The organism is Moorena sp. SIO3H5, assembly GCF_010692395.1.
Taxonomy (GTDB): Bacteria; Cyanobacteriota; Cyanobacteriia; order Cyanobacteriales; family Coleofasciculaceae; genus Moorena.
The window spans coordinates 1-4,952 of record NZ_JAAHHS010000507.1 but is presented as its reverse complement, the minus strand read 5'-3'; the positions used below and the strand labels follow the sequence as shown (position 1 = coordinate 4,952).

At 43.9% G+C, this 4,952-nt stretch carries 6 protein-coding genes; 4 read left to right on the top strand and 2 right to left on the bottom strand.

Features of this window, described 5'->3' with window-relative positions; all coding sequences use genetic code 11:
- Positions 1-176: 176 nt before the first annotated feature.
- Positions 177-923: a sulfotransferase family 2 domain-containing protein gene (locus tag F6K52_RS32425; protein ID WP_293088595.1), complete on the top strand. Its 747-nt coding sequence runs from the start codon at positions 177-179 to the stop codon at positions 921-923.
- Positions 924-1,005: 82 nt separating this feature from the next.
- Complete coding sequence (locus F6K52_RS32420; RefSeq protein WP_293088592.1) at positions 1,006-1,917, top strand: CoB--CoM heterodisulfide reductase iron-sulfur subunit B family protein; 912 nt, start codon at positions 1,006-1,008, stop codon at positions 1,915-1,917.
- A 214-nt stretch (positions 1,918-2,131) separates the two neighbouring features.
- Here the strand turns inward: F6K52_RS32420 and rpmA are convergent, their stop codons facing one another.
- Together rpmA and rplU are read right to left on the bottom strand one after the other, a co-directional pair.
- Complete coding sequence (gene rpmA, locus F6K52_RS32415; RefSeq protein WP_293088590.1) at positions 2,132-2,404, bottom strand: 50S ribosomal protein L27; 273 nt, start codon at positions 2,402-2,404, stop codon at positions 2,132-2,134.
- 87 nt (positions 2,405-2,491) lie between these two features.
- Positions 2,492-2,929 (bottom strand): 50S ribosomal protein L21, encoded by a 438-nt coding sequence (gene rplU / locus F6K52_RS32410; protein ID WP_008188488.1) that lies wholly within the window; start codon positions 2,927-2,929, stop codon positions 2,492-2,494.
- Positions 2,930-3,286: 357 nt separating this feature from the next.
- Here rplU and F6K52_RS32405 point away from each other — a divergent pair, with 357 nt between their 5' ends.
- A complete protein-coding gene (locus tag F6K52_RS32405) occupies positions 3,287-4,690 on the top strand; it encodes an alanine/glycine:cation symporter family protein (protein ID WP_364420819.1) in 1,404 nt (467 codons plus the stop codon).
- A 71-nt stretch (positions 4,691-4,761) separates the two neighbouring features.
- On the top strand, positions 4,762-4,952 hold a 191-nt coding region (locus F6K52_RS32400), incomplete at its 3' end, for a hypothetical protein (protein WP_293088586.1).

The following is a 4,952-nucleotide window of genomic DNA, read 5'->3' as shown; positions in this document are numbered from 1 at the left end:
ATAGCTGATAGCTGATAGCTGATAGCTGATAGCTGATAGCTGATAGCTGATAGCTGATAGCTGATAGCTGATAGCTGATAGCTGATAGCTGATAGCTGATAGCTGATAGCTGATAGCTGATAGCTGAATACTTACGTCTTGTTTATCATAATCCCTATAATCAAAGGAGCTTGATCATGGCAATGATTTGCCGTAAATACGGCTTACTATATCTGATGGCACCGCGAACTGGTTGCACAGCAGTAGAAGATGTTCTGGAAAAAAAGCTAGAAGGCGAACTAGTCCCCGCCCAAGACATCCTAGACGCCAACGGAAAATTTTTGATGCACAGAAGACATCATTCTCTACGAGAGATGTTCAGACGCAATCTTTTGACAGAAAAAGAGGCAGCATCTTATCTAAAATTTAGTTGTATTCGCAACCCTTTTGACAGTTTAGCTTCCGACTATGTAAAAAGAGCCTCAAAATACCAACACTTTATCGCTGATTCCACGTCATGGGTTCACCGTCTACCGGGTTATATAGAAGACATGGAATTTTGCAAAACCCATTCATTTAATGATTGGATTGAGAAACACTATGGCTCTATTTACGGAAATGGACTGAAACGAACCGTTCAATCCCTGGTTCGGAATACTAATCGAAACCGAGTTAAACAGTTTGTAGGTCTTCCTGCTGAACCTTACACACTCTATGGAAACTATACCAAAGGTATGGATAGTGTAATGCGTTTTGAAACCCTTCAGGATGATTTTGACAGAGTCTTGGATAAAGCTGGAGTGCCCTTCAAAGTGCAAATACCAGTGATCAACAAAACTGAAGAAAGAAAGACAGACTATCGAGAGTACTATAATGAGCGGTCGCGAAAAATTGTCCAGTACATTTTTGAGGAAGAAATAAAGCGCTACGGTTACGAATTTTGAACAAGCTAGTAGCGCTTAGGCCATGAGCTGTTACCCTTGAGCTGATCTCTAACCGTTTTAAGGCGATTAAGTATAAATTACTATGCCATCTGCTACGCTCAAATATGCCTATTTCCCCGGCTGTGTTGCTCAAGGAGCCTGTGGAGAACTATACCAATCTACCTCAGCCTTAACCCAAGCGCTAGGAATTGAACTGATTGAGTTGAAAAAAGCTGCTTGTTGTGGTTCTGGAACCTTCAAAGAAGATTCCCAACTCCTAGAAGACACTGTTAACGCTCGCAACATCGCCCTAGCTGAGGAGCTGAATCTACCCCTGTTAACCCATTGCAGCACTTGTCAGGGAGTAATTGGTCATGTAGATGAGCGTTTAAAGGAATTCCAAGATACCGACACCGCTTATGTGGAAAAAGTGAATGGCTTGCTGAAAAAAGAAGGCTGTTCTCCTTACAAAGGCACTACGGAAGTCAAGCATTTACTCTGGGCATTGGTGGCAGATTACGGCATGGAAGCCCTAGCAGCACACGTGAGTCGCAAGCTAACTGGACTCAAGTGTGCTGCATTCTATGGTTGTTATTTGCTGCGAGCTCAGACATCCATCCCCTACGATGACCCAGTGCATCCAGAATCCATGGAAACTGTATTTCGCACCGTAGGAGCAACACCTGTATATTACCGAGGTCGTACTCAATGTTGTGGTTGGCCAATATCTAGTTATGCCACAGAACAATCCTTCAAGATGGCAGGGAGCCATATTCAGGAAGCTTTGGATGCTGGTGCCGACTGCATAGTTACCCCTTGTCCGTTGTGTCATCTTAATCTGGACTCCCGTCAACCAGAGGTAGAAAAGGTGATTGGGCGTCAGTTAAAGTTACCAGTATTGCATTTACCCCAGTTAGTTGCCCTCGCCCTAGGGGTTAGTCCAAAGCAACTGGGTTTAGAACGGCACGTGGTTTCAACTGCACCTGTATTAGAGAAGTTAGGCCATAAAGTTTGAAGTGTGAAGTCTAAATCCAGTTGAGTAATTATCATATCCCTTCTAGGGTAATGGGTAATGGGTAGTTAACAATTACCCATTACCCATTGCCTTTTGTTTTTGCCAGAGATATTTTCAAGAGAAAAGCACCCCCAAGGGGGTGCCTCATCAGTTACCATCAACAGCAGCCAACTGCTGATGGAGGGATTTCAGTCTCAACTATAAACCGTTGTATCTAAGCTGATGCTTCGGTTTCAACCGGGTAAACGCTGACTTTTTTTTGGCTTTTACCCCTTCTTTCAAAAGTGACTATGCCATCAGCCTTGGCAAATAGAGTGTCATCACCGCCACGACCAACATTGGTACCAGGATGAAACTTAGTACCTCGCTGACGTACCAAAATGTTGCCAGCCTTGACAACCTGACCACCGTAGCGCTTGACCCCTAGGCGTTTGGAATTAGAGTCACGACCGTTACGAGTACTTCCTGTTCCTTTCTTATGAGCCATAATGTTCCTTTATATTTCGGTTATATTTCGGTGTTTTTACGGGAATTTTGAGGCAATTTTGCCTTATCCACAGGTCTGAGCCATAAACTATTCCGGAGCAGTTTCAGCCGTTTCCTGAGTTGCTGGTGCTTCAGTTGCTGGTGCTTCAGGGGCAGTTTCTGCTGAGACTGGTGCTTCCTCTGCTTTGGAAACCGAGGCGAGCACAGAACCATTCATACTAATAGCATCAATCATCAGACGGGTTTTTTCCTGTCTGTGTCCCCGCTTCTTGCGAGTTTTCTTCTTGGGCTGCATTTTGTAGACGATGATTTTGCGATCGCGAAAGTGTCGCATCACCGTTCCTTGTACGGTTGCTCCTTCAACTAAGGGCTGACCGATGCTGATTTCACCATCATGATTAACGAACAGGACTTTGTCGATGGTGACATTTTGCTCTGGTTCAACGTGCAGTAGTTCGATGTCGTAAAAGCGACCGGGTTCTACTCGCAGTTGCTTGCCACCAGTTTCGATAATTGCGTAGGTCATGGATTTGTTTTTCTAGAGTTGCCGTACAGGTAGCTGGTTAGTGTTTGTTCCGATGGATAGGATTTCGTGCTTGTGCCAGCTTTTGGTATGCCTTCACCTGATCCGAGCAGGAAAGTACACGTAATCTATTATTATCTTTGATTAATTAGTCTTTGTCAACACCATACCCCTGAATCCTGACAGCAAATCTACCATTAGGGTGATATTACTGCTATATTTGCTGCCCAGTTTTTGGTAAGTCCTGGTAAATTTGTAAAGAAGTATTGCTAAAAGACGTTGACACTAGATCATATTTTTTTCAATTTACCCACTCTAGCTCTAGCAGCAAACAACTCGGTTCTAACTAACCTCACCGCTATTGTTAACCAAATCTTAAATGGCATATCTAATGTACTCTTCTTTAGCATCAGTGGTATGCCACTGATTGTCTTGTGGCTAGTCTGTGGTAGCCTTTTCTTCACCTTCCGGATGAACTTCATCAACATCTGGGGATTTCGACACGCCATTGACATAGCATTAGGCAAATACGAGCAACCCAACCAAAACGGTGAAATCTCTTCCTTTCAAGCTCTATCAACTGCCCTATCCGCTGGTGTTGGACTCGGTAGCATTGGCGGTGTTGCTTTTGCCATCAGTATCGGAGGACCAGGAGCTGCGTTATGGATGACCCTTGCCGGGTTATTGGCCATGAGCAGTAAATTTGTAGAATGTACCTTGGCTCAAAAATATCGAGTGGTCAGACCAGACGGAACGATAGCTGGTGGTCCAATGTATTACCTCTCGGCTGGTTTAGCCGAAATGGGATATCAAAAACTCGGCAAAATTGTGAGCCTCCTATTTTGCATCTTTGCCATTGCTGGGTCATTTGGTGGTTCGAGCATGTTTCAAGCTAACCAATCTTTTGAAGTAATGGCCAGCGTAGTGCCCTGGCTGATCAATCGAGGCTGGGTTTATGGCTTAATTATGGTTGGCCTAGTGACATTGGTAATTATTGGTGGCATTCAACGTATTGGCTTAGTGGCTGGTACCATCGTACCCGTCATGTGTGGGATCTACATTTTGACATCCCTGTGGATTCTGATTGTCAATTTTTCCAGCATCCCATCTGCAATCGAAACTATTGTGACAGAAGCTTTCTCTCCCCAAGCCGTTGAGGGAGGTTTGATTGGGGTGTTAGTACAGGGATTAAGGCGTTCAACCTTTACTAATGAGGCAGGTATTGGTTCATCTGCCATTGCTCACGCTGCTGCCAGGACTGAGGAACCAGTGCGGGAAGGCATTATAGCCCTACTCGAACCTTTTATTGTTACTGTGGTCATCTGCAATATGACTTCTCTAGTAATAGTCATCACTGGAGTATACAAAAATTCTGAGTTTGCTGAGTTCGGTGGTGCCGAAATGACCGCTGCTGCTTTTGGTACTGTAATTAGTTGGTTTCCCATCCTCCTTGCCATATCTGTGTTCTTTTTTGCTTTCTCTACCATGATTTCATGGAGTTACTATGGTGAAATCTGTTGGGATTATTTGTTTGGTTCGAGAACTTTGATTGTCTACAAAATATTATTTTTGATCACCATCTTTATTGGAGCTGTGGCTAACCCAGAAGCAGTCATTAATTTCAGTGATAGTATGCTTTTTTCTATGGGTTTACCTAATCTTTTCGGTGCCTATTTCCTCTGTAGCAAAGTAGCCACTGAACTTAAAGACTATATGGAGCGCTTGAATTCTGGAAAAATAGTTACCGTAACTCAATCTTCTTAGAAGATTAGTATTTATAATAGTATTTTTAAACAAGCCACTGGTCAAGGTAACGCGAGCTAAAATCACTACTTGTGTACCACTACCCTATCTCCCTATCTCCCTATCTCCCTATCTCCCTATCTCCCTATCTCCCTATCTCCCTATCTCCCTATCTCCCTATCTCCCTATCTCCCTATCTCCCTACCTCCCTATCTCCCTATCTCCCTATCTCCCTATCTCTCTATCTCCCTCTCTCCCTAAGATCGGAATACTACACGTCTGA